Genomic DNA, 22,283 nt, shown 5'->3' on the forward strand with positions numbered 1-22,283 from the left:
GTTAGCCCGTACATACTTCCCGATGTTGATTGCTGAATCAGAATCATCACCAGTACCCAACTGCTAAAAAATTTATTCAGATTCAAAGTCGATCAGAACAGCATCGGCCTGAAACATTTCGTCTCTAGCTTTTAAACCAATATCTCGACGGATACTGTCTAGAATTTCTAGACCTGTGCGTTGGCTGTTGGGGTAGGGAGTCCAGATGGCGTTGACTGTAATTTGAGTACCGACTAAGAATGTGTTGACTGCGCCGACAAAATATTCACCATCGGCATAATCTAAGCGAACAAGGTAAACACGAGTTTTGCCAGCGTAGTGAGCATTTTTAATGTCAGAGGCGGTTTGATAATCGGGATGTGATTCAGTCAAGTAGGTGATTTTAGGTTTGTTGGGATGATTAAATCCTTCGGATTTACCCCAATTGGGATCTGACTTTTTAAATCCTTCAGATTTACCCCAATTGGGGTCTAACTTTTTACGCCTTTGAGCTTCTCCCATATTGATTCCTATTATGTGGCTAACTTGACCTGATTAAAGACTAAAACTAGGATGCCATTGTTTCTATGTTGTTGCTGCCTCAGCTGCAAGTAGTTGTTTTTTACTCTTACCCCTTGTATTCTTCACGGGTGCTTCTTCAGCTTCGCTGCTTTCAACAACTGCTGACTGATTTTCAGTAGTCCTATTCTCTGACGTACTACTATCGCCGTTATCAGATGCTTGATGACGGCGACGGCTGCTTTTCTTCAACTCGCCCAATAAATATTTGATTCTGCTGCCACTCAAATTGATGCCCAGACCTTTCAGCATCTCTGACACTTCATCATAACTGTAGCCGTACTTGTTAGAGGTCAGCTTCTCAATGTACCGTCTCATTTTCCTGATAGCCTCTCTATCCGATATATCCTCTCGTTCTTTTGGCTTTTGCTCCTTCAGCAGATTGATGGCTTTATCAATCTTGCCCTTCGTAATTACTTCTGAATTCTGATGCTCACTCATGGTTACTCATGAATACTGATTAACTGATAATTATCGACTATTTGAAATAATTTGCACCAATTTATTTTCAAAATGCTAAAAAAATCGGCTATTGTGGCTACGCCGAATTACCTTTTTATACTACGGCTACGCCTTAGATTTTTTAGTGTGGCAGCTTCGCTGGTAGTCTTATTCAAGCTAATGCTAAAAAATCTGACTATTACAGCTACGCTGAATCAGAGAATTTTACTTAAAACAGCTACGCTGAATTATTTTTTCGTATTCTGGCTACGCCGGACTATTATATTGTGTGGCAGCTTCGCTAAAGAAGAGAATTTTCATATAGCAGCTACGCCGTTTTTATCTCCTCTATGGTGGCTACGCCGAACCAGAATTTATCTCCTGCTTGATTTGATTCAAATTCCGGCTATGCCGTTGCTATCCTCCCCTGTAAGTTGTAGGATGGTCAGCAGCACGGCTACGCCGAAAGTACTCTCGCCTTCAGCCCCCTCCTGTGTCCTCCGTACACACGTAGCACTTGACACCTCCCCCACCCCCGTATTTGGGCTAGAAGCCAGCCATGCCTCAAAGCTTACGCTTTGTCTCGCTGCGCTCGAACGGCAGACTGGTTCAAGTGGGGAAGCCCCCCTTGAAAAACCCCCCTCGCAATGTCCCTCAATCTTCTCGATTTATGGCAAATCGCAAGCAGTCAAAAGCTCTAGTCAGAAAGCATATTTTTCCAGTTCGTTTGAGCGACATCGAACTGGACTTGCTGCGGATAAAATCAGAAGATGCGGGGATGTCAGCAAGTGAACTGATGAGACGCAATGCGTTGATGCGTCCATTGCCTAAACGGTTGAGTAAGATTAGCTTGCAAACATATTGGGAATTAGGACAAATCGGCAACAACCTCAACCAGCTTGTAAAGGCAACCAACACAGCCCTAAAGATTGGGCGAACTTTACCTGCTGATCCACAACTACTAAGAGAACTTTTAGAACTGCTGCATCAGTGCAGACGAGACATTGCCTCGGATGATGTTGATGATGAAGATTCGGAAGAGGAAGAGGATGATTGGGAAGCAGACTAAGGGCAGAGGTTTTCGCAAGCTGTTGGATTATTTGGAATCCCGCGATGAAGCCAAACTAATCGGCGGCAACATGAGCGGGAGAAATGCCCGTGAATTGGCGCGAGAGTTTAAGCTGTCAAGACAACTAAATTCTGATGCAGACCGAGTTGTTTACCATGTCTCATTGTCAGCAGCTAAGGGTGATAAATTAGATGATGAGAAGTGGAGCGAAATCGGCGACCGCTACATGAAGGAAATGGGCTTTGATGCCAATCAATTCGCCATCTTTCGCCACCATAACACTGACGACGACCACATCCACATTGCAGCCAGCAGAATCAGGATGGACACGGGGCTAGTAGTGCATGATTCCTGGGATTATGTACGCTCTGAGAAAGTCCTGCGACAGATTGAAATTGACTATAATTTGGTGCAAGTCCAAGGTAGTAGAGAGAAATTACAGCGCACACCCAGCACTGGGCAAATCAGGCGTATAAGGCGAGAACAAGAAGAATATGAACTAGGTAAACTTGAGCAGCCACCAGGACGCACTATTAAAGAGGAACTTCAGCAGACAATTGATAGGGCTAGTGTTGATAATCCCCAAATGCCAACGCTGATCATGCGGCTGCAACAAGCTAGTGTCAGTGTGAGAACAGGATTCACTAGGAATGGTAAGTCTAAAGGCATTTCTTATGAGAAAGATGGGCAGGCTTTTAGTGGTACACAGTTAGGTGCAGCTTACACTTTCCCTGGACTGCAAAAACATCTTGGCGTTGACTACCAAACAGAACGTGATGATGAACCTATTCATGAATTGCTGCTCAAACCTGTTAAACCACTCCCAGTTGAGCAGTTAGAAAAACTCTTTCAAGAAATTGAACGCAAACAACAGCAGCCTGAGTTTACCCCACCACCAGAGGATAAAGTTCTTTGGCAAGTGTTGCACAAGTATTTGAACGAGAAACGCTACATACCAGATTATATTTCGCAAGGATTACATAATAATCAGTTGCTTTACATGGATGAGCAACGAAATATTTTGTTTATCAAGCGTGATTTAGATGGTGAAAAAACTGGCGCATTAATTTGGTCAAAGCCTAGACAAAATCATCGCACTGTGGAGTACGACCAAAACACCTCTACAGAAAATGGTTGGTTTTATTTGAGATTGGGAGGGCAACCAACGGACAAGGTAGAAAACGTCTTTTTGTGTTCTACACCAATTGATGCGATGTCAGCAGCCACCTACCTGATCTCAAGTTGCAAGGGACTACCACCAACTAGAACTATGTTGATAGTAGCTGATGACCCGAATAACCTACCTATGGAATTTCTCAAGAGTTTCAATAGGGTGGTCGTAGCATTCAATAATGATGAGCAGGGGAATAACGCAGCTAGTGCAGTATTAGAATTGTTGCCACAGGGTAAAAGGCTCAAAACCCATAATCCTGATTGGAGTCAGGAACTAGAAGCTCATTTGAGAGAGGAGCAACAAAAGCTCTTACAGCAGGAGCGTGGTTTTAGCTTGTGATCCGCGCCGTGCAGACCGAACTCGTTGCCGCGAGGCTCGACTCATGCGGTCTTCGGGACGGGCTTCCGTGATCAATCGTTGGGCCGAACAGTCCAATTAGCCCGCCCCGAAGACTCCACTTCGTCGCATGATTCGCAGCGAGTTCTTAAATCAGAGCCTACTTACCTCAATATAAATCTATCTTTTTTAAATTCAACTACAACTCCAATTTTTCCATTATAAACTCGGTCGCCTTGTTCATCAAACTTCACTTTCTCATCTTCCAATACACCTTCTACTTCAATATTTTGTAGTATATGTTTTAGTTCTTTACGTAAGCAGTCAGCACCGCCGTAATCGAAAATATTAAAACCCAAAACTTTTAAAGTGCATTTTTTCTCAGATGCTTGTTGTAAACCCTTGATCAGTACTTGTGTTGCATCATACGTTGTTGCAGTACGCCAGCTTATTTGCAAGGGAAGTTTTTTTGAAATTTGTTTTGAGTTACCAAAAATTTCTAAAGCTTTACATTCAAGGCGCTTAGATGTTTTCTCACATGAATTTTCGTCTCTTTGCCAGGGAACGGCAACTAACAGACCTTGTGCATTTTCCTTATTATTATTAGTGATGAATGGTTGATTGTACATACTGTCTGCACCCAACAATTTAAGGCGATGCTGAGAGCGGTAATTGAGTTCAAGGATTTTATTTACACTATCTGCATTTTCTACATTTGTTGTACCAGGTATTAGCAAGAATGCATTAGCGTTTTTTTGTTTACTAAAGTCTAAGCAATCTTTTGCCTTAAAACCTCTGCTTCTTGAAAAATTGCAAGGATTTTCAAGATCAGGCTGTGGATTTACAATAGCGTCTTTAGCCTGTTCTCTTTCAAATTCTTCTGTAAAGTTTTTTTTGTATAAGCGACTATATTTACTTTTGCTTTCATAAACAATGCTGACTTTCTCAATTTCCGGGGGAATAACCTTAATCAACTTTTTGATTGCAATTGAATCATTAGAAGCTGTACGAAAAATATATGAATTGAGACAAATAATATCATCTGAACATTTCTCATTTATATTTGTCCTAACTGCGGTACTTGTTGGAGAAATAGCAACAATTTTTCCGTTTTCATAAATTTTAGATGCTGCCTCAATAACGTCACTACCAAGAGGGCCAATAACACCTAAAACTTCTTGTTCTATCAACTTTATAGCAGCTTGTGCGGCTGTTTTGCATTTTCCACCATCATGAGTTTTACCACAATTACTATCTTCTCCTTCATAGCCATCATCAGTAATACCGACTAACAATTTTCTATTTTCATTTTCTGCATTCCATTCATTTTGAACTAAAGCAACACCTCTTAGTATTTCTTTAGACGTATATACATTCTTTGAAGATATTGGAACACTAAGACCGATTTTTATAGGATTCTTTGTTTGCAAAGCCCGCGAATTGTTCAGGTAAATTAGCGATTCTGGATCACTTTTACATTTTTCTGTAAACACTTTATAAGATTCCTCGGCAGCCTTATAGTCATGTTTTCTATAGCTGACTAGTGCATCATTATCAATTTGACAATTAAAGTCTCTGAACTCGTCTGAGATCAGAAATTCTTCTCCCCAACTGAATTTATCACCTGTCTCATATGGACGGGTGTTTTCTACATATAAAAATATGATGCGTACTGCAAAAATAAGAACAATGGTAGCAACCATCCATGCTGGGAAAACTAGCCACCGACGCGATATTGCATTGTTTAGATTGACAAGCCTAAACAAAAAACTTAGACTAACGCTAAAAACTACTATGCTCCAAAAATAAATAGGGTACTGCTCTGGAAGAATATTAGATAGAGATGAGTAAGCTAACCCTGTTCCTGGCATTGCTAATGAAATAAAAGCAACCGTAAATAATAGTATTAGCGTAGACCAATTACCAGAAAGAAAAAGCTCAACAGCCCAATCAAGAATTTTCTGTAATTGCTCAACTAGTGACCGAATTGGATCTGGAGGAGTATCTGGACTCATAGATTCTGTAACTGTATTTACTTAAATCTTATTTATTATTTTTACTTAATTAAGTGTATTTTAAGTGTAATCTCTGAAGCTAATCCTAAATCTTAATACTTTCTTACCACGAGCGCTCGCATGGTGAGATTTCCCCAAAACAAAAACAAACAATGCCAATTGGCTTCTTACCGTTATTTTAGGTTGTAATGGTACAGGTAAACAAACTCACTTATGAGCCGAATCATCGCAGTTTTTAATCAGGCGGGAGGTGTTGCCAAAACCACCCTTACCCAAAACTTGGGCTACCAAATAGCGCAATTGGGTCATCGCGTCCTGCTCATCGACATAGACCCTCAAGCCAGCTTAACCATTTTTATGGGCTTGGTTCCAAGAGACATAGAGCAAACCGTCAACAATGCCATTGTGGATGAACAACCCCTGCCAATTCATGAGGGGATTCACGGCATGGATTTAGCCCCTGCCAACATCTCTCTCAGCACGGCAGAAATGCAATTGGTTAGTGCTTCCATGCGCGATTTCCGTCTAAAAGAAGCTATCGAACCAATTGAATCAGATTACGATTTTATCTTAATAGATTGCCCTCCCAGCTTAGGGCTACTGTCTTACATCTCCCTTGTAGCTGCTACCCATGTTCTCGTTCCCCTAGAAACCCATTTCAAAGCCTTTGAGGGAACAGGCGAACTCTTAAAAACGGTTGCTACAGTACGTAATAAACCAAACCGTAAATTGCAAATAGCCGGATTTGTGCCGACAAAATACGATGCCCGTAACTCCCAGGACACTCGTACCCTAGCAGCCATCACCGAACAACTAGCCAGCGCCGGAACAGTTTTTGCTCCAATTCCTCGCTCTACTGCTTTTGTTGATGCTTCAGAAGAACGAATGCCCCTTGCAGTTTACGATCCAAAGCACCCATCTGTCGCCATCTTGAAAAAAATAGCCGTTAGTTTAGAATCCTTAAAATGAGACGCACTAAAGCAAGCCAACCTCTTAAAAGCAAAATTGATGTACCTTGGGACACCACAGGCGTTATTAATGCCGATTCTCAAGTGAGCATCCCATTAGACCAGATTTCTCTGCCACCTAATCAACCACGTCGTTACTTTGACTCGGAAGCATTAAAGCAGTTAACTGAATCCATCAAACAGCATGGCATTCTCCAACCCGTTTTAGTCCGCCCCCTTGATGGAGAAAAACACGAATTAGTCGCAGGAGAACGCCGCTATCGTGCTGCCTTAAGTATTGGGCTGAAAGTTGTCCCCGTCGTCATTAGAGAGTTAGACGACAACGCAGCTTTTCAATTTGCACTTATAGAAAACTTACTTCGGGAAGACCTCAACCCAGTTGAAGAAACTGAAGGTATCCTGCAACTGCTGTCTCTCAAACTAGGTCGAAGTGTTGAGGAGATACCGCCATTACTGTATCGTCTACAACGCCTACAGAACAAAGCATCTACAGTTACCCATAACGTTATGGGCGCTCCCGTTGTTGATAGTGAGGAACCTACCCATAACGTTATGGGCGAAGTTGAAAATGATTCTACCAATAACGCTATCAGCGACGATGAAGGTGATATTGAATTATCTACCCATAACGTTATGGGCGAAACCGAAACGGATGATTCCGACCTCAATCAGTCGCAGCCATTAAACCCAGACCTCAAAATCGTTGAAGAGATGTTTCTTGGCTTAGGGTTAATGACCTGGGAATCTTTCATCAAGAATCGCCTGCCCTTGTTAAAGCTCCCAGAAGATATCCTTGATGCGCTAAGGGAAGGCTCACTTGAGTACACCAAAGCCAAAGCCATCGCCCAAATTCAGAAATTAGATGAGCGCGTTGACTTTTTAGAACAAGCTATTGCTCAAAACTGGTCTTTAAGCGAAATTAGACAGCGCGTTAGTGAGAAGAAAAGCCCAGCCTCTACCCCAAACACCGAGTCTAACAATTACAAAGAACGTTTTACTACTGCGACTACCAAACTAAGAAAATCGCGTATTTGGTCAGACCCCAAGAAGCGCAAGCAAATAGAAAAACTACTTGCACAACTGGAGACGCTGACAAATGTTGAGTAACCCTACATACCAAAACCAGGACGTAGAAGGCAAAAGGCTCAAATATTTTTTATACTTAGCTTGTGTTCCTTTTTAAGTTTAAGTCCCCATGCTAGAGTCAGAAAAACTTATCCAGATAGTACAATCCTGGCTAGGCTACATCAGGTTAGAAGAACTGACTCAAGCTGAGGTCGAGCGTTCTTCAGATATCTATTCAAAAGTAGTAGATAAGGGAGTGCAGCTTGTTGGCAACAAGCTACTCTTAGATAGCGAAGTATTTACGCAATTCCAGCAACAGCAACAAGTAGCTAAAAGAGGGAACAAAAATGATGTTCAGATGGCTGTTGCTTTCCCACAAATTTATATAATCAACGGCAAGGGGAAAGAGCAAAGGCTGAAATACCTGCCTCTGTTTACAATTGATATTTCACCCATATTCAAAGGTAATTACCGCAAAACTGGCTGGGACTTGACCGAGTACGAGTTTCAGCCAGTGGTTGTTAACTTAATGCGGCTGTACGGACTAGAGGAGGAGCAAACCGAATCACTGATTGTTGCTTCAGGAATTGGAAAATTTTTAGAAGACACTTTTAAAGGAAGATTCCCAACGCTTCGAGACTTTCTTGAACTGGTAGATTTACCCGAAGGAAAGTACAAAACCTCTCAACAACCTTATTTGCTACGCTGCGACTTTACGCCCTATAACGCCCTCCTAAAGCAAGACCTGCAAGAAATACTAAAAGAACTTCAACAACCTGACTCTAAGGCTGACTGGCTAACTGAAACTCACCCAGCCATGCAGTACCTCTATGGTCAGCTACAATCACCCAGAGATGAGGTGATGTTCTGGGGGGCTTTCCCTTCACATGCACCTGATGAATTTCAAGCGTCTGTCCTGAAACACGCCCAAGAGAACTTACTAACTGCTGTTTGTGGGCCACCCGGTACTGGAAAAACAGAAGTGTTTCTGCACCTCATAGCACAGCAAGTAGTGAATCGGGCGTTACGGCTTGTTCGCGGTGAAGATGATGCAAATAATTTAATACTTTTTGTCGGCGCTAATAACAGCACTATTAAAAAATTCCAACAACGACTGACTATAAATTCTTCTGCTCAACAGTTTTATCTCCCCGGCGGCAACCAAACTATTATCCGTAAGGAAACTCTACCCAAACTACAATCAACCCAAGATTGGCTGCGTCAGACTGAATTTAATCAATCTGCTTGGCAACAAGCCAAACTCGAATTACTGCAAGCAGAGAATCAAATTCAGCAACTCATAGAGCAAGACCGCTTGAATACTGCTCAAAAAGTTATCGATGTTGAACGGCGATCGCAACTGGATGTAGAAATCCAATCCCTCAATGACGATATTGCTGCCAAGTCTTCCGAGTTACAAGCCCTAACTGAACAGCTATCAAGTTTGTCTGATTATGCAAATTTTCCCCTTGATGCCTACCAGCAAATACGAGAAGCGTTATCCCAGGCAGAACGAGAACTAGCAAAAGAGTCCGACTCCATCACAAAACGGGCCTTGGATTGGCTTAATGCTACTACGGATCAGCGAATTTTTAAGCGTCTAGCAAATAGGATAAACGCTGCTGTTTTAAACACCTTGGCGACAGGGCATCCCTTTCAGACCCCCCTTGACCGCCCTAGTTTAATCACAGCCCAGGCTTCTGTTAACCAAAAACTAGATTTTTCACAGCAATGGCAGAATCTTAACCGGGGAGTAACTGAAATTCAAACCCAACTAACAGCTTTAAATAAGGAACTAGAGTTAAAACAAGCAGATTATCAACAAATACAAAAACAAATCGATAGTTACCCACAAGGGGATTTCTACAATCTTTTTTACCGCGACCACCACCAATTACAGGTAGAACTGTTTCAACGTGCCTGGGCGTTTCTATTGCAAGAAGTTCTCCGACGCAAAGATAGCGTTATGAGAGCATTGTCAACTTATGGCAGCGTCTTGACGGGCGACGGAGGGGCATTGCTCAAACTGGAAAGTGATAGTGATGCTATCTTCCGTGACTTGAGCTTGATTTTCCCCGTGATTAGCTCCAGCCTGCAATCAATACGTAATATGCTGCCAATTCTTCAACCCAATAGCGTTAAGCTGGCACTGGTGGATGAGGCAGGTACAACTCTTATACATCAACTATTTCCCTTGCTAGTGCGATCGCAACGGGCAGTAGTGGCTGGCGACCCGCAACAAATTGAACCAATCATTAATATGAGCGACGATAGCATCAAGCAATATCTGAAAACTGCCTTTCTGGATAGGGGCATGGGGAATGAAGATTACTATCGCTATGCCCCCACTGCTAAATACACAGCTACCGCTTATCACCGCGCTGCTGGCTCTAGTGGCGCAGAAGGCGACTTAGGCAATGGCATTATTCTCTCTAATCATTACCGTTGCACCCCACCCATTATTCAGTTTTGCAGCCCCAACTATCCCGGTGGTCTGCAAATCCTTTCAGGTGATCAGCAGACTCCAACAGTCAAGCATCTGCTGGCTTACCACGTCGAGGGAAGCCACACCCATAATACCAATCCAGAAGAAATTGATGCTGTAGAAACTATAATTGCGTCCTTGCTAAAACATGGGTACTCTACTAACTCGGATGACAACTCAAAAACAATTGGGGTGATGTCGCCGTTTTCGCAGCAAGCTAACGCGCTCAAGTATCGACTCTCTAACCGTTGGCGAAACTTTTCTTGGGATGATATTGGCACAGTTCACACCTTCCAGGGAGGAGAGAAAGCAGCCATTATCTTTTCTCCTTACCAGTGCCACCAAGAGCATAGTTTTTGGTTCCTCAACCGCAAACCCAATTTGCTGAATACTGCCGTTAGTAGAGCAAAGGAATTGTTTATTTTGGTGGGTAATCTCAGGGAACTAGAATTAGCTGGCGGTGAAACCAAGCGGTTAGTTGAACATATTCGGCAACATGGTGAAATTCGCACTTGAGTAAGCCTTGAATGTATGGCATCAGCAACGTCCTACTAACACCATCACTTGTGTCAGTGTCGATTTGGCGACACCACCCGCTTGGTTAAACAGGGCGATAATGCGGCAAAGATGGTCAGAAGTTGACACTGGCATTATTCCTAGAAGATACGTTGAGGTTTGGTCAACCGACTCGGTTTTAGTTTCCAGTTTATTGAAGTGTATCAGAAGAAGAGAAGTTCTAGCTAAGACGGTAATTTCAGCAGTAGACTTTATAGAATCAAGCAACATTAAGTCATTCCTATGACAACCAAACAAGCCATTTTTGAAGCGATTGAACAACTGCCATCCCAGCACCAAGAAGACGTGTTGCGGTATGTTCAACAGCTTGCACTTACCCAGAAATCACCCTCCTCTTACTCACCCACTGGCAGTAGCGACCCCCTGGCAAACTTTATCGGTGCAGTATCTCATGGCTCCTTGGCTGCCAACTTAGACTCGGAACTCTATGGCGACTAAGTGCTGAACTGGTCAAATGTACGTGCGCGGTGTGGTAAAAAGTAGCTATTTACGGGTGCATCATGGAGACAAACTATACATTCAAATTCAATTCTGACACTGCCAAGTCAGCCCTGAAAGCTGGTAAATACGACCCCATCAACTTTTACGAGGCGCGTTTAGACCTGTTCAACCTTTCGGTAATGGCAGACTATGATCAGCTAATTTGCCTGCCCACACTAACTGCTATTGACAAATACTGGTATCAGATTGAAACAGCCCGAAAAGTACTTAGACAACTGGGTGGACGCGCATTACTAGCCGATGAAGTCGGATTGGGCAAAACCATTGAGGCGGGACTAATCATAGCCGAGTACTTAGCAAGGGGTATGGTACAGTCCATGCTGGTGTTAACTCCCGCATCCCTAGTTTCCCAGTGGCAATCAGAGTTAAGTGACAAATTTAATATTGCTACTATCACCACAGATAACCGTGACCCGCAACAACCGATAGACGAATTTTGGACGAATAATCCGCGAATTATCGCTTCATTAAACACGGCTAAGTCTGCTAAACATTATCCTCACGTCACCAGTCGCACTTGGGACTTGGTTGTTGTCGATGAAGCCCACCACCTGAAAAATCGCACTACTCTAAACTGGAAACTGGTTAATGCCCTCAACAAGCGGTTTATCCTCATGCTCACCGCTACGCCAGTGCAGAACTCTCTTGTTGAACTGTTTAATCTGCTGACCCTCCTCAAACCGGGACTGCTACAAACAGAAGCCGCTTTTAAAAAAGAATATGTCGATTCCAGGAATGGACGAGTCCCGAAAAATCCAGAAAAGTTACGCTCTCTGATGCGGGAAGTCATGGTGCGAAATACCCGCGCCCTAGTAGATGTCAAACTGCCCAAACGCTTCGCCACCACAATTACTGTTACCCCGGCAGCAGGCGAGGAGAAACTTTACCAGGACTTGAGCGAGTATCTACGTAACTCAGAGGACAAGCTCGATAGGCTTTCCCGTACCAATTTGCTAATGCGTGCTGGTTCATCCCCTGGTGCTTTGGCTGACTCCCTCAAGCAACTGACCAAACGCCTACCTGATGAAGAACTGAAGTCTTTAGCAAGACGAGCAGCCCAGGTGAAGCAGGTCGAGAAAGCAAAAGTATTGGTAGAGATGCTCTCAAAATCTCGCCAGAAAACCTTAGTCTTCACAACCCATAAAGCAACTAGCACTTATTTGGCTCAAATTCTGCAAGCAGCAAATATCCCCTTTGCAGAATTTACTGGGGGGATGTCCCTTAAACAGAAAGATGAGGCTATAGCCGCATTTCGGGATACTGTTTCTGTACTGCTGGCATCGGAAACAGGCGGAGAGGGACGTAACATCCAGTTTGCGAACGCGATCGTTAATTATGATCTCCCCTGGAACCCAATGAAAATAGAACAGCGCATTGGTCGTATTCACCGCATCGGACAAACCCAGGATGTTTTTATTTTTAACTTTTGTCTCAAGGGCAGTATCGAAGAGTATATTCTGCGGATCTTGCATGACAAAATTAATATGTTTGAACTAGTGGTCGGAGAGATTGAAACAATTTTAGGGAACGTAGATGATGAATTTGACTTTAGTGAAATTGTTATGGATATCTGGCTCAAGCATCAAGTCAAGCCCGAATTAGATACAGCCTTCGAGCAATTGGCAGATAATTTGTTGAAAGCCAAAGACCAGTATCAGCAAATCCAGGAACTGGATGAACAGATTTTTGGCGAAGATTTTGAAGCTTGAGAGATTGATTTGAATAAATATGTTATCAGACCCAATTATTGCTACCTTAGAAAAAATTGTTTCTCTGCATGACGGAATAGCAGAACCTGCTGGTGAACACATTTTAAATGTGTTGTTGAGTGAAAATATAGCATCGCTGCTTTCGCTCCCAGAAGAAGTTACTTTTACTACTATTGCTGATGTACCCCAAAGTGTTTTTGTCACCTATCATTCAGAAGTATTAAATAAGCTATCTGAACTATTAGCTGTTAAAGGACTTATTAGTGCGTTGAGTGTTAAATTCGATGGACATCTGAAAAACACAGGCTTTGAGAAAATTTTATTGGAGAGACTCGTCCCTCAAAATGGCTTAATTCGTTTTTTAGATGCTAAACCAGAAATTACTCGTTACATCTTGTGTAATGTCGCTTACACAGCGAATGCTTCCGAAAAAAGGATTGGTTTAGTTTCGTTCATTATCAATGAAATAACAGGAGTAACACCAGTAGAAATTGGTGATGCTTTGTTTTGGGAGTCTGACCTAATGACTGTGGAGCATCAAGAGACACCGTTGGCGATCCCAATTGAAGAGTTGTTGAGGTTAATCGAACATCAAAGTGCAATATTGATTGGAAAATCTCTAGATAATTGGCAGGCTAAATTAACAAGAGCAAGAGCTAGGGATGAAGAAAGGCTCACTTGTTATTACAACACGATTAGCGACTCGATCCGCAACAAGATTGAGTTAAAAAAATTGATTGGTGATGAACTAGATAAAGAACTAGCACGAATTGAAGCCACTAATAGAGAGTTAGAGAGAAAATTGTTGGACATCCAAGAGCGTTATGCAATGAGTGTAGAAGCTTCGTTGCACAGTGCAATGATTATCCATCTACCTACGGTACATATTCAGTGTGAGTTGCAACGAAAGAAAGTAAAACGGACTGTAACAGCAGTTTGGAATCCGTTCACTAAAATTCTTGAGCCGCTTCGCTGTGAATTATCAGGAGAACCTGTTTACAATTTCTATCTAGATGACAAGTCCGCCAAAATTATCTCACCGACAGTTTGGAGAAAGTAATTGGTGAGATTGACGCTACAAGGTGTTGACCGGGAGCAAGAATCAACTAGGGGTTGAAACTTTGTCGCTTTTAAGCTACAGTTTATAATCTATGGCTGATATCGTTCGTCAAAAAACACTGCTAGTCTATGCTACAGAAGACGGCAAGGAGCCGTACACCGAATGGCTCTTAAGCTTGAAGGACTATGTGATCCGTTCCAGGATAATCCGACGGATAGAGCGACTCAAGCAAGGCAATTACGGGGATTGCAAGCCAGTTGGAGATGGCGTGTTTGAACTGAGGTTTTTCTTTGGCAGTGGCTACCGCGTTTACTTTGGAGAATCCGCGAACGATCTAGTAATTCTTCTATGTGGTGGCGACAAGGACAGCCAGGACAGGGACATACAAAAGGCTAAAGGATATTGGCAGGCTTATCAGGAGGAACAGGATGAGCAAGAAACTGAGAAACCATGACGAGGTTGTGTTCGAGCAGATGCTGAACCCAGAAATGGCTTCAGCGTACCTGGACGTTGCCCTTGAAGAGTACGAGCAGGATGGCGATATTGCGTTTTTTCTGGAAGCGCTGCGGAACGTGGTGGAAGCACGGGAGGGGATGACGCGCCTTGCGGAAAAAACGGGTTTGAACCGCCAGAATCTTTACCGAGTCTTGTCGCCAGAAGGCAACCCAGAACTGCGAACCATCAGCCTTATTCTGCATCATCTCGGCTATCGCCTGAGTGTGCAACCAATTCAAAGCTGAAAATTTAAAACGGCTCAGACCATCGCTTAACTAAAACCTCCCCAGAACTTCTATCAGGGCTAACGTGCAGATATTTACTCGTGGTATCCAAACTTGTATGCCCCAAAGTGGGGTTCAGCCGGCATATTTGCAAGTGCGATTCGTTGTAAACTTTTGTAAAGTTAAGAAAGCAAAACCTCAGTTAAATCAACCACAGTCAAGAATTAATGGTTGCTAAAAGTTCTTCTTTTCTTTTTTCTAATTCAGATATTTTTCGGTTCAAACTTCGGATTTCTGTATTGATTTTAGATAATTCAGCTTTGCACTTTTGAGTTTTTAGATAATCCGACCCATATTTTTCAATCACAAAATTTTCTACCTCATTCCTTAAGAGTTTAAAGCAGGGATTTCCATATAAAGTATTGTGCCGATATTGCAATTTTCCTGATTTGATAGCCTCAAGAATTTCTGCTAGATCAAGGTTAAATTCTTTTTGGGCTGTTTTATCGCTCAGAGTAGCTCCCTTTTGCCCCCAAGGGGAATTGTCTTCTTCATGATTCATATAGGACTTAGTTTAAAGAACATTGAACGAGATGCTCCCATGAGAACAGGTACTAAGTGTATTAAAAGATCTATGTAGCACAACGGTATCCTAGCATTCCGTTTAAGAGATAAATCCACGCGAACAGTATGTATCAGCCTTGTCCCTTTGTTGCTAAATTGAGCGTATGTCTGCTCAACCTCAAGGAGCAAAACCATGCCATTTGACATCAATCAACTCAATAATCTCGACTACGACGAAGCTGAACCCCTTCTTGCCGACTACATAGATGGTGTAGTCGAGCAGTTCGCCAAGTCTCCTGAAGGAGAAGCTTATGCCCAAGAACACCCTGAGTTCGGTGGATGGATTGCCACTTTCACAGAAATGTCCTACATCTACGAAGGATTCACCCTGCCCAAGATGACTAAGGCAGACGCACAAATCGTTATGGAACATATTCTTCCGCGCAAGCTCACGCTGATGCACAGAGAGGAAGCAGAGGATGCCATTTCAGAACTGGTCGCCTTTTGGAACTTCTTGAAGCGGGAGTATAACTTTCGTAGTGCCGGGGCAATCGCAACCTATCTTGCCAAAATCGAAGGCAAGTTCACAGACTGGATGTTTGATCCAGCGAAAGGGGGTATGGCAAAAAGTTTTATTACGAGTGGGATGCAAGCCGGGTTTGACATGACGAGCGAAGAAGGGATAGCAGCCTTTCAAAAAGCTTATAACCAGCAAATCCTAAGAGAAGAACCAAACAACTCTTTTCTTCAGCAATTAGGCAGTCTGTTCACCGGCTCAGAAAGAGAAGCACAGTTTCCTGTGTCTAGCTCCAAATCCTCTAAAGAAAAACCGAAGACCAACACAAAAGGATTTGATTCACAGAATTTAGGCAAGAAATCTAAGGGCAAGAAAAGGTAATTAATCTGAAGTTAACACCATACTTTCAACCTCATCTTTAGGTCTTTTCTAGATAAGTTCTGATATTGAGTCACTCATCTGCTTTTGCAAACGCTGACGGTTATCGTCGTACTTCAAAACCGTCTGCACTTGGGCGTGTCTGCTGAAACGCTGGGTAGCGCGGTAGTTGCCATTATTGAGATCCAATACTGTAGTAATCGCACTGTGGCGGACACGATGCGGTGACATCTTCTTAGTAATTCCGGCTTGCAAGCATAGCCCATCTACCAATCGCCTGATTGCCTCCCCAGTTAATCTCGCTCCATTCTTGTGGTAAGCCAAGACGGTGAAAAGCGGTTCATTACTACGTTTCTTCTTACTTGCTTTTATCCAACCGGAGATTGCATCGGCGGTTTTGTCCGATAGGTCAATAACTTCCTTCTGGCTACCCTTGCCTTTACCCAGGATTTCAAGCGTTTTCTCTTTGGCGTTAAAGTCACGCACATTTAGATTGACTATCTCCTGACGACGCAAGGCATTATCCCAGAGTAACCGCATAATGGCATAATCGCGCTTGCCCTTAAGGGTACTGCGGTCAACCAACGCTATAACTAAAGCATAGTCCTCGGCTGGAATGCCCATTGTGTCACGGTAGGTTTCGACCTTTTCACCTTTGACATCATCCAGGGAGAAATTGCAGACCCCCAGCCGTCGCCCCATCTCAACCATTGACTTGATAGCACTAAGGCGACGATTCACCGTAGCTTCAGCCAGTTTTTTCTTAATCAGGTGAGCTTTGTACTTGAGAACCACAGCTACGGCGTGACGTTGTTCCAGGTGAAGAAACTCTAGAACTAAGTCCCGGCTGGGTTCTTTCTTAACAACGAACAGAAAAAAATCTTTCAGGTCTTTTTGGTACTCGCGCTTGGTGTTGAGCGATCGCTTATCACCAATCAATTGCTGGATAACGTCGGGGTCATTTTCTAGAGAAAAGTCTTCTCCGATCGCCAAGGAGAGTGAGTTTTCCAGAACACTAAGATTTTCCGGGTGAATGGGGGTCATGGGTTTGTCAGCAGACCTTAAGGGAGAGCAGCATCGGTTTAATGTTCGATCTACATCTTAGTTGTAAAAGGTGTGTTTATTACTCTAAGTGGTGTGAAAATTGCTATTGTCGCACTATTTGTCAAAGCAGCTGTGGGTGGGGTTGGGGAGTTATTGTCAGCTGATTGACAGTTATTGAAGGCGATGAAGAGAAATTAAATTAGATGAAAGTGTAAGGGCTGACGATTTGACTAAGTAATAATGCTGTATGAATCTGGATATTGTTGTTTTGCCCTAAGCGAAATCAGGAGAGTCCCGTCTAGGGGGTGAAGCGATGCCACCGTAGATGGGCGGTTACGCCATCGCTCTTTGTGGAGCATTGATATCACGATTGATATCATTCCTTCCCGGATAAGGAAAATGTCACCGCACAGGGTAAGGCTAAAGGCTCCCGAAGGCGGCGCTTGATGTCACTGATGGGAATATCCGAAAGGTGCAGAAATTGAGCCTAAATGCTGACCCGCGCACGTTGATGATTTCTGATGACAATCGGAATAAAGACCTGTGGGAGATGTCGGAGTTATTAACGGGTATGCTCAATAAGGATAAATAAAAATTCATAATATTATTGAATAACTGGTAATTAAATCTGTTTGATAAGATATTTTTACGGAACTTGTCAAGTTACCTATAAACCGTTTCTCAGTCTAGATAATTCTCAAGGTTAGTAGGATGAAATCAGATGCATTAGAGCTAATCTGTAACGAAAAGGAAAAATTGAATAATGGATGAAGAATTTTTTGAATTAGAAAAAAAAGCTTCTTTGATTGGGGCATCCCTTCGGCAAGTGGATATTGAAGCGGGCGGGGCCGATATTTACTGGCTAATTATGCCTGATGGCGAAAAAATCGTATGTACTGAGCTTTCCCAAGTATCCTATAATCTTTCGCACTGGCAATGTGACAAAAAAGGAAATTTTGTAATGAAGAAAAATTTTGATTGGATAAAAGACCCTGAGCGTCGCAAACAAGCTGAATCATAAAATTATCCCCCAAACTAGATACGGGGTAAAAACTTGCATGACTTGCCCTGATAATCATTATGCTGTATATCCTTTTATCGCACCTCCAGGTGAGGAGGAACCAAAGAAAATATTGCCCAAAAAAATCAAATATTTAAACAAATGAAACGCGAACGCACCCAGCACCAACAAAAGACCTGTTAAGAAGATTAAAGAAGAGATTATCGTTGCGTCAAAGAGCAACACAAGCTGATGTGGCAATCAATACGGTTCGCAAAGTGAAAGCACTATTGGAGAAGAAATATGCTTGTCATGAATAATGATTTTATTGACCAGCTACGTGCGGAATTACATGTTTGGGATAATTCTCCAACGGAGTGTGATGGGCATAGTAAAGTTCTCTCTACTCTTTTATTTAATAAGGGTATTGAACATATAATTTGGTGCGGTTCATTCCAATGGATTGGGCATGGTCAAGTGTCACCGCATTATTGGATTGAGTTGCCGAGTGGGAACCTAACAATTGATTATCGAGCCAGAATGTGGTGTCGTGTTATGGAAAATCCACAATTAGTTGATGTAGAAGTTCCGCACAGTATATTTAATCCAAAAAATTGGAATCAGGTTGAATACACCAAGATACAAAAACTTATTCCAGAAGAATTCGGCGTACCTCTAGAAGACTGGTTGTTTAAAATCTTAACTGTATCTATTTAAGGGCTTTGGATGGTGATGCTTGATATTTAAACTAAATTGTTTAGTTTGCGCTTGGTGACAGCTTCGCCAGCGACCTACAATACTAAAAGAAGCTTGGCTATTAGGTTGAACCAGAGAAAGAGCTGCTGTGTGGCGGCTGGTATCTTTTTTCAAGGCTTGCGCCTAAGCTGTCATATCAAAACCAAAAGATTATTTAATCGTTGTCAATCATGCGTTATTACAAACTCGTAGGACATACACCTGTTGCTGTTAATTCATTGTCAGAATGGCAAGATTATTTACACTCAGCACAAGATTCAGCAAAACATCTAGTTGCCGAGACTACAGTTGGCTCTTCCAAAATTTCAACTACTTTTTCTGGGTTTGATCTAACTTTTGGAGACCCCCCCTTACTTTTTGAAACAATGGTTTTGGGCGGGCCTCATCATGGAAGAATGCAGCGTTATTCTACTTGGTCAGAAGCACGCTTCGGTCATGATGATACGGTTATACAAGTGATGACTACCTCGCCACCGAGTGAATAGTGATGAACCGGAGGGAGTTGAAAGTATTATTTAATATAAGTGGTTTCGCGGTTACGTAAAAAGGGGGCGGTAGTCAGTGGCTCTTAAGGCGATTGATGCCTTTATCAGGGAACTTCATTGATACATTACTTTTAGTAGAGACAAAAAATAAGGGAATTTTCTTGACCTTTGATATTCTTGATTAACCTAGTATCGTTGATTTCAATAACTTTACAACCACAATTTGAGTTTTATAGGTGCTGAGGTAGCAGAGAATTAAATTATGTTGATCGAGTTCAATCCACTAGCAACAAGACTGGAAGATTACGCCGTGATTGCAAGGAATGCAAAAATTCGCATCAAAGCCAGAAAGCGAATCGGTACGCGCGATGATGATGGTACAGCAATTATCGAAGAATGGTGGGCAGAGACTGATTTACTTGCATATCTTCCAGCATGGGATCTAGAGGACATCCAAAAGGGGCGTGATTATGCGGTGATTACTCCACAGGCAGACTTCTACCCTTCATGGTGGTATCAACCTTGGGAATGGCGAAAAAATCAGCGTCAATTGCTGACCCGCGCTAGAAGTTATGCAGATATTTACCCTGATGATTATCGACAGCTTTTAGCTGAATGCAACAGAATACGAGAGAAAATCGGAAAAGAATTCTTGATTAGTAGGCATGGGCTTGCCTGGGGATGGAAAGATTTTAAGATTGTTTAAAAATTTCTAGTTGCATTTAATCCTGGCTCAAACAGAGGAAAAGCAGGTTTGAGCGATTAGTATTGCAGGTCGCTACAATTATCGATAAACAGATATTGGGCTGGCATATTCAAGCAATCGTTCCCATCCCCATACCCATGCAGTTTTTACTCTTATCTCTTTACCGTTGCTGAATTTGATAAATTCTCCACCTCCGTCAAAAAATACATCAACAACCAATTGATTCCGCATATCGCGTCCCCACATTTTTTCTGCCGCATTCCACCAACGTTGCCCAGGTGAAGAGAACATCTCCCTTTCTAAATATTCATCACGCCATGCTTTCGGCTTCCAATTATCCTGTAGCGCACGAATTAATAAAGCATTGGGGAAAATCTCTTTATCGTGTTCGCTCAACCACAGAGCATATTCAATTGCACTCCGCAAGGCATCCTCTAAGTCTAAAGAACAACCTTCAAGAGCATCTTGGACTTCGGCAGGGAGCAAAATTTACACCGATAGTTATCAGCGCTGGTTCGTATTTTTTAAATACCTCGTACTCAACCGATTCCTTTTCCCAAAACCACATAGCCCACCCCTAACTATGTTGAACTTCATTTATAGTAGATTAATCATATTCTTGAACTGATAATTAAATTGCAACGCATTTTTAGAATCAGGAAATGCCCCAAAAATCTCAGTCACGTTATCCAGAAAATTGGTCAGATATCGCTCTTGATGTCAAAGAATCTGTAGGGTGGCGTTGCTCTAAGTGTGGCTTACAGTGCATTCGTCCCGGTGATAATACGTCCGAACTTTCCCGTTCTCTTAGAATGGCGCTAACATTAACAGTTCATCATAAAAATTTTCTGCCAGAAGATAATCGTCGAGAAAACTTATATGCCTTATGCACAGCTTGCCACCTGAGTTTTCATACGCGACGCAGGGGAAATGTATCGCCAGGACAATTGTCTTTATTTTGAGCCAGCTTCTTATTGAACTAAGGTACTGCAAAAGCGCCACCAGCAGAATGAACTACCTTTATCTCTCATTCCTGGGCGGGAGCAAGTTAAAGTAAATTGAATAGTTTTATTGAATTCCCATTTCTGCCATCTGGTATTGGAGTTCCCAGGTTAGCCCTTCAAAGTCGGGCATATTTTCCTCTCTATCACGGGAGTAAGCGCTTGGCTTTACGCCGATGACTGAGGTTTCTGTGCTAACTTCTGCTAAGTGGTTCATTCGGCTGCACATAGGATACGCTTGTGTATCCCCTACTTTTTTGTAGGTATATTCGCCGTTCGGAAAACTTTAGAAATCGCCGCGATGTAAATCTGAGAATTTCATGGATTCTAAAAGTCTTACTCTTTTTATTTGGTTGAAAATCACTATTTTTGCACACGGACATTAAAAGGATAACTTGATATTGGACTGAAAATGGGTCGGCAGATGGTAAGGCGATGATCTTTAAGAATGCTCTGGGATATGAGTGATGAGTAAACACCTTCATCTGTGGGAAAAACTCAATGAACGGCAGCAAGCCACACTCACTGCCATTTACCGTACTGACCAGTCGGTGGAGGCAGCACAAAAAGAAGGTTGGCGATTAGGTTCAATCAGAGAGAAAGCATCCGTATGGCGTAATCTGCAATATTATTTTGAACCCACAAGCTATGAAACTTTATTGCACAAGTTGCTATCTCTTGCTGGTGTAGTTGACCAGGGACTGGGTTCAACTCTTTCTCTTTTGGAACGACACAAGTTAATTGAATGTAATTATTATGACGGCGAACTAATTTCCATCAAGCTCACAACCACTGGACGTGCTGTAGCTCGTGCTGGGTTGGGTGAATCAGCACCTAAAAAGCCACCCAAGGGACAACTTAAACCAAGGCAATGGGAGGCACTAGCTACAGCCTATCAAGCTGGTGAATTAGGGCTAGAGAGTGGATTAACCTTTGGGGATTATGCCGGGTTTAGTTGGCAATGGACTTGGTTGAGATTGCGAGATTATTACGGAACAGACAACGGCTTAGTGAAAGAAGTTGGCTACTGGAAAGATGGTAAGCACTTAACCAAACTGGTTATTACTCAGCCTGGGATAGAGTTTTACCGACAGCAGTGGTCACAATATCGCACTCTATACCCTGATGTAAATGCGCCCAAACCTGAATAACGTTA

Annotated in this window: 26 protein-coding genes; 17 read left to right on the forward strand and 9 right to left on the reverse strand. The window is 42.6% G+C overall.

What is annotated here, in order from left to right; all coding sequences use genetic code 11:
* Positions 1–72: 72 nt before the first annotated feature.
* The 3 genes from LC608_RS30200 to LC608_RS37015 form a co-directional block, all read right to left on the reverse strand.
* The gene (locus LC608_RS30200; RefSeq protein WP_229557088.1) at positions 73–501 is read right to left on the reverse strand and encodes a hypothetical protein; all 429 of its coding nucleotides are present in this window, start codon (positions 499–501) and stop codon (positions 73–75) included.
* A gap of 63 nt (positions 502–564) precedes the next feature.
* The gene (locus tag LC608_RS30205) at positions 565–999 is read right to left on the reverse strand and encodes a hypothetical protein (RefSeq protein ID WP_229557089.1); all 435 of its coding nucleotides are present in this window, start codon (positions 997–999) and stop codon (positions 565–567) included.
* A gap of 395 nt (positions 1,000–1,394) precedes the next feature.
* Positions 1,395–1,523 carry a hypothetical protein gene (locus LC608_RS37015; RefSeq protein ID WP_267871264.1) on the reverse strand — a complete coding sequence of 43 codons (129 nt, stop codon included), beginning with the start codon at positions 1,521–1,523 and terminating at the stop codon, positions 1,395–1,397.
* Between the two features lie 104 nt (positions 1,524–1,627).
* Here LC608_RS37015 and LC608_RS30210 point away from each other — a divergent pair, with 104 nt between their 5' ends.
* Together LC608_RS30210 and LC608_RS30215 are read left to right on the forward strand one after the other, a co-directional pair.
* Complete coding sequence (locus LC608_RS30210; protein WP_229557090.1) at positions 1,628–2,068, forward strand: plasmid mobilization relaxosome protein MobC; 441 nt, start codon at positions 1,628–1,630, stop codon at positions 2,066–2,068.
* Complete coding sequence (locus LC608_RS30215) at positions 2,049–3,581, forward strand: relaxase/mobilization nuclease domain-containing protein (protein ID WP_229557091.1); 1,533 nt, start codon at positions 2,049–2,051, stop codon at positions 3,579–3,581. The genes LC608_RS30210 and LC608_RS30215 overlap by 20 nt, the downstream gene beginning before the upstream one ends.
* 161 nt (positions 3,582–3,742) lie before the next feature.
* Here LC608_RS30215 and LC608_RS30220 read toward each other — a convergent pair whose 3' ends face one another.
* Positions 3,743–5,593: an ABC transporter substrate-binding protein gene (locus LC608_RS30220; RefSeq protein ID WP_229557092.1), complete on the reverse strand. Its 1,851-nt coding sequence runs from the start codon at positions 5,591–5,593 to the stop codon at positions 3,743–3,745.
* Between the two features lie 213 nt (positions 5,594–5,806).
* Between LC608_RS30220 and LC608_RS30225 the strand changes: the two genes are divergently transcribed.
* The 3 genes from LC608_RS30225 (at position 5,807) to LC608_RS30235 (ending at position 10,627) form a co-directional block, all read left to right on the forward strand.
* Positions 5,807–6,562 (forward strand): ParA family protein, encoded by a 756-nt coding sequence (locus LC608_RS30225; protein ID WP_196523997.1) that lies wholly within the window; start codon positions 5,807–5,809, stop codon positions 6,560–6,562.
* The gene (locus tag LC608_RS30230; protein ID WP_229557093.1) at positions 6,559–7,668 is read left to right on the forward strand and encodes a ParB/RepB/Spo0J family partition protein; all 1,110 of its coding nucleotides are present in this window, start codon (positions 6,559–6,561) and stop codon (positions 7,666–7,668) included. Before LC608_RS30225 ends, LC608_RS30230 begins: the two co-directional genes overlap by 4 nt.
* Positions 7,669–7,756: 88 nt before the next feature.
* Positions 7,757–10,627, forward strand: a complete 2,871-nt coding sequence (locus tag LC608_RS30235; protein WP_229557094.1) for an ATP-binding protein — start codon at positions 7,757–7,759, stop codon at positions 10,625–10,627.
* A 21-nt stretch (positions 10,628–10,648) separates the two neighbouring features.
* Here the strand turns inward: LC608_RS30235 and LC608_RS30240 are convergent, their stop codons facing one another.
* Complete coding sequence (locus tag LC608_RS30240) at positions 10,649–10,897, reverse strand: ParA family protein (protein ID WP_229557095.1); 249 nt, start codon at positions 10,895–10,897, stop codon at positions 10,649–10,651.
* Between the two features lie 12 nt (positions 10,898–10,909).
* Here LC608_RS30240 and LC608_RS30245 point away from each other — a divergent pair, with 12 nt between their 5' ends.
* The 5 genes from LC608_RS30245 to LC608_RS30265 all read left to right on the forward strand — a co-directional run bounded on the left by LC608_RS30245 (position 10,910) and on the right by LC608_RS30265 (position 14,697).
* Complete coding sequence (locus LC608_RS30245) at positions 10,910–11,125, forward strand: hypothetical protein (protein ID WP_229557096.1); 216 nt, start codon at positions 10,910–10,912, stop codon at positions 11,123–11,125.
* A gap of 62 nt (positions 11,126–11,187) precedes the next feature.
* A complete protein-coding gene (locus LC608_RS30250) occupies positions 11,188–12,897 on the forward strand; it encodes a DEAD/DEAH box helicase (protein WP_229557097.1) in 1,710 nt (569 codons plus the stop codon).
* Positions 12,898–12,916: 19 nt separating this feature from the next.
* Positions 12,917–13,957 (forward strand): hypothetical protein, encoded by a 1,041-nt coding sequence (locus LC608_RS30255; protein WP_229557098.1) that lies wholly within the window; start codon positions 12,917–12,919, stop codon positions 13,955–13,957.
* Positions 13,958–14,048: 91 nt separating this feature from the next.
* Positions 14,049–14,411 (forward strand): type II toxin-antitoxin system RelE/ParE family toxin, encoded by a 363-nt coding sequence (locus tag LC608_RS30260; protein ID WP_229557099.1) that lies wholly within the window; start codon positions 14,049–14,051, stop codon positions 14,409–14,411.
* The gene (locus LC608_RS30265) at positions 14,386–14,697 is read left to right on the forward strand and encodes an addiction module antidote protein (protein ID WP_229557100.1); all 312 of its coding nucleotides are present in this window, start codon (positions 14,386–14,388) and stop codon (positions 14,695–14,697) included. Before LC608_RS30260 ends, LC608_RS30265 begins: the two co-directional genes overlap by 26 nt.
* A gap of 196 nt (positions 14,698–14,893) precedes the next feature.
* On the opposite strand, the gene LC608_RS30270 is transcribed toward LC608_RS30265, so the two are convergent.
* Positions 14,894–15,238 (reverse strand): hypothetical protein, encoded by a 345-nt coding sequence (locus LC608_RS30270; RefSeq protein WP_229557101.1) that lies wholly within the window; start codon positions 15,236–15,238, stop codon positions 14,894–14,896.
* A 195-nt stretch (positions 15,239–15,433) separates the two neighbouring features.
* On the opposite strand from LC608_RS30270, the gene LC608_RS30275 reads away from it, so the two are divergent.
* Positions 15,434–16,138 (forward strand): hypothetical protein, encoded by a 705-nt coding sequence (locus LC608_RS30275; RefSeq protein ID WP_229557102.1) that lies wholly within the window; start codon positions 15,434–15,436, stop codon positions 16,136–16,138.
* Between the two features lie 48 nt (positions 16,139–16,186).
* On the opposite strand, the gene LC608_RS30280 is transcribed toward LC608_RS30275, so the two are convergent.
* Positions 16,187–17,179: a tyrosine-type recombinase/integrase gene (locus LC608_RS30280; protein ID WP_229557103.1), complete on the reverse strand. Its 993-nt coding sequence runs from the start codon at positions 17,177–17,179 to the stop codon at positions 16,187–16,189.
* A 763-nt stretch (positions 17,180–17,942) separates the two neighbouring features.
* Here LC608_RS30280 and LC608_RS30285 point away from each other — a divergent pair.
* The 4 genes from LC608_RS30285 to LC608_RS30300 all read left to right on the forward strand — a co-directional run bounded on the left by LC608_RS30285 (position 17,943) and on the right by LC608_RS30300 (position 20,126).
* Complete coding sequence (locus LC608_RS30285; protein WP_229557104.1) at positions 17,943–18,200, forward strand: hypothetical protein; 258 nt, start codon at positions 17,943–17,945, stop codon at positions 18,198–18,200.
* A gap of 291 nt (positions 18,201–18,491) precedes the next feature.
* Positions 18,492–18,896, forward strand: a complete 405-nt coding sequence (locus tag LC608_RS30290) for a hypothetical protein (protein ID WP_229557105.1) — start codon at positions 18,492–18,494, stop codon at positions 18,894–18,896.
* A gap of 209 nt (positions 18,897–19,105) precedes the next feature.
* Complete coding sequence (locus tag LC608_RS30295; RefSeq protein ID WP_228038648.1) at positions 19,106–19,420, forward strand: hypothetical protein; 315 nt, start codon at positions 19,106–19,108, stop codon at positions 19,418–19,420.
* Positions 19,421–19,682: 262 nt separating this feature from the next.
* Positions 19,683–20,126 carry a hypothetical protein gene (locus LC608_RS30300; RefSeq protein WP_229557106.1) on the forward strand — a complete coding sequence of 148 codons (444 nt, stop codon included), beginning with the start codon at positions 19,683–19,685 and terminating at the stop codon, positions 20,124–20,126.
* A gap of 78 nt (positions 20,127–20,204) precedes the next feature.
* On the opposite strand, the gene LC608_RS30305 is transcribed toward LC608_RS30300, so the two are convergent.
* Positions 20,205–20,612 carry a hypothetical protein gene (locus tag LC608_RS30305; RefSeq protein ID WP_308189949.1) on the reverse strand — a complete coding sequence of 136 codons (408 nt, stop codon included), beginning with the start codon at positions 20,610–20,612 and terminating at the stop codon, positions 20,205–20,207.
* Positions 20,613–20,788: 176 nt separating this feature from the next.
* Between LC608_RS30305 and LC608_RS30310 the strand changes: the two genes are divergently transcribed.
* Positions 20,789–21,088 (forward strand): HNH endonuclease, encoded by a 300-nt coding sequence (locus LC608_RS30310; RefSeq protein WP_229557107.1) that lies wholly within the window; start codon positions 20,789–20,791, stop codon positions 21,086–21,088.
* Positions 21,089–21,194: 106 nt separating this feature from the next.
* On the opposite strand, the gene LC608_RS30315 is transcribed toward LC608_RS30310, so the two are convergent.
* Entirely contained in the window at positions 21,195–21,344 is a 150-nt protein-coding gene (locus tag LC608_RS30315; protein WP_229557108.1) for a hypothetical protein, read from the reverse strand.
* Positions 21,345–21,594: 250 nt separating this feature from the next.
* Here LC608_RS30315 and LC608_RS30320 point away from each other — a divergent pair, with 250 nt between their 5' ends.
* Entirely contained in the window at positions 21,595–22,278 is a 684-nt protein-coding gene (locus tag LC608_RS30320; RefSeq protein ID WP_229557109.1) for a hypothetical protein, read from the forward strand.
* Positions 22,279–22,283: the final 5 nt, after the last annotated feature.

The organism is Nostoc sp. XA010, from assembly GCF_020829625.1.
Classification (GTDB): domain Bacteria; phylum Cyanobacteriota; class Cyanobacteriia; order Cyanobacteriales; family Nostocaceae; genus Nostoc.

Excerpts from the sequence above, each read along its gene's own strand:
- LC608_RS30205 (WP_229557089.1), bottom strand. The coding sequence starts at position 999 with ATGAGTGAGCATCAGAATTCAGAAGTAATTACGAAGGGCAAGATTGAT.
- LC608_RS30225 (WP_196523997.1), top strand. The coding sequence starts at position 5,807 with ATGAGCCGAATCATCGCAGTTTTTAATCAGGCGGGAGGTGTTGCCAAA.
- LC608_RS30300 (WP_229557106.1), top strand. The coding sequence starts at position 19,683 with ATGTTGATCGAGTTCAATCCACTAGCAACAAGACTGGAAGATTACGCC.
- LC608_RS30240 (WP_229557095.1), bottom strand. The coding sequence starts at position 10,897 with ATGTTGCTTGATTCTATAAAGTCTACTGCTGAAATTACCGTCTTAGCT.
- LC608_RS30220 (WP_229557092.1), bottom strand. The coding sequence starts at position 5,593 with ATGAGTCCAGATACTCCTCCAGATCCAATTCGGTCACTAGTTGAGCAA.
- LC608_RS30270 (WP_229557101.1), bottom strand. The coding sequence starts at position 15,238 with ATGAATCATGAAGAAGACAATTCCCCTTGGGGGCAAAAGGGAGCTACT.
- LC608_RS30230 (WP_229557093.1), top strand. The coding sequence starts at position 6,559 with ATGAGACGCACTAAAGCAAGCCAACCTCTTAAAAGCAAAATTGATGTA.
- LC608_RS30315 (WP_229557108.1), bottom strand. The coding sequence starts at position 21,344 with ATGAACCACTTAGCAGAAGTTAGCACAGAAACCTCAGTCATCGGCGTA.
- LC608_RS30260 (WP_229557099.1), top strand. The coding sequence starts at position 14,049 with ATGGCTGATATCGTTCGTCAAAAAACACTGCTAGTCTATGCTACAGAA.
- LC608_RS30310 (WP_229557107.1), top strand. The coding sequence starts at position 20,789 with ATGCCCCAAAAATCTCAGTCACGTTATCCAGAAAATTGGTCAGATATC.
- LC608_RS30215 (WP_229557091.1), top strand. The coding sequence starts at position 2,049 with ATGATTGGGAAGCAGACTAAGGGCAGAGGTTTTCGCAAGCTGTTGGAT.
- LC608_RS30320 (WP_229557109.1), top strand. The coding sequence starts at position 21,595 with ATGAGTAAACACCTTCATCTGTGGGAAAAACTCAATGAACGGCAGCAA.
- LC608_RS30285 (WP_229557104.1), top strand. The coding sequence starts at position 17,943 with ATGGATGAAGAATTTTTTGAATTAGAAAAAAAAGCTTCTTTGATTGGG.
- LC608_RS30275 (WP_229557102.1), top strand. The coding sequence starts at position 15,434 with ATGCCATTTGACATCAATCAACTCAATAATCTCGACTACGACGAAGCT.
- LC608_RS30265 (WP_229557100.1), top strand. The coding sequence starts at position 14,386 with ATGAGCAAGAAACTGAGAAACCATGACGAGGTTGTGTTCGAGCAGATG.
- LC608_RS30235 (WP_229557094.1), top strand. The coding sequence starts at position 7,757 with ATGCTAGAGTCAGAAAAACTTATCCAGATAGTACAATCCTGGCTAGGC.
- LC608_RS30250 (WP_229557097.1), top strand. The coding sequence starts at position 11,188 with ATGGAGACAAACTATACATTCAAATTCAATTCTGACACTGCCAAGTCA.
- LC608_RS30290 (WP_229557105.1), top strand. The coding sequence starts at position 18,492 with ATGAATAATGATTTTATTGACCAGCTACGTGCGGAATTACATGTTTGG.
- LC608_RS30245 (WP_229557096.1), top strand. The coding sequence starts at position 10,910 with ATGACAACCAAACAAGCCATTTTTGAAGCGATTGAACAACTGCCATCC.
- LC608_RS30200 (WP_229557088.1), bottom strand. The coding sequence starts at position 501 with ATGGGAGAAGCTCAAAGGCGTAAAAAGTTAGACCCCAATTGGGGTAAA.
- LC608_RS30280 (WP_229557103.1), bottom strand. The coding sequence starts at position 17,179 with ATGACCCCCATTCACCCGGAAAATCTTAGTGTTCTGGAAAACTCACTC.
- LC608_RS30255 (WP_229557098.1), top strand. The coding sequence starts at position 12,917 with ATGTTATCAGACCCAATTATTGCTACCTTAGAAAAAATTGTTTCTCTG.
- LC608_RS30295 (WP_228038648.1), top strand. The coding sequence starts at position 19,106 with ATGCGTTATTACAAACTCGTAGGACATACACCTGTTGCTGTTAATTCA.